This is a genomic window from Lentilactobacillus otakiensis DSM 19908 = JCM 15040, from assembly GCF_001434145.1.
GTDB lineage: Bacteria > Bacillota > Bacilli > Lactobacillales > Lactobacillaceae > Lentilactobacillus > Lentilactobacillus otakiensis.
The window spans coordinates 1-204 of sequence record NZ_AZED01000009.1 but is presented as its reverse complement, the minus strand read 5'-3'; the positions used below and the strand labels follow the sequence as shown (position 1 = coordinate 204).

The window sequence follows — 204 nt, the reverse complement described above, 5'->3', positions numbered from 1 at the left end:
TGGATGTAAGCTAGTTCCTGAGACAACTTTTAAGAGAGGGTATAATAAGTCAATCGTCCCTTAGAAGAAAGGAATTTTTACATGCCAACTCATTACGACAAAGAATTCAAACAGAACATCATTAACCTCTATAAGCAAGGCGAATCCGCTGCTCAACTTGCCAGAGAATATGGCATTGGGTATTCCACTGTTCATAAGTGGATC

The 204-nt window shown here is 39.2% G+C and carries 1 protein-coding gene; it reads left to right on the top strand.

What is annotated here, in order from left to right:
• Window positions 1-81 precede the first annotated feature (81 nt).
• Window positions 82-204, top strand: a 123-nt coding sequence (locus FD05_RS11935; protein WP_020282187.1) for an IS3 family transposase, incomplete at its 3' end; no start/stop codon positions are given.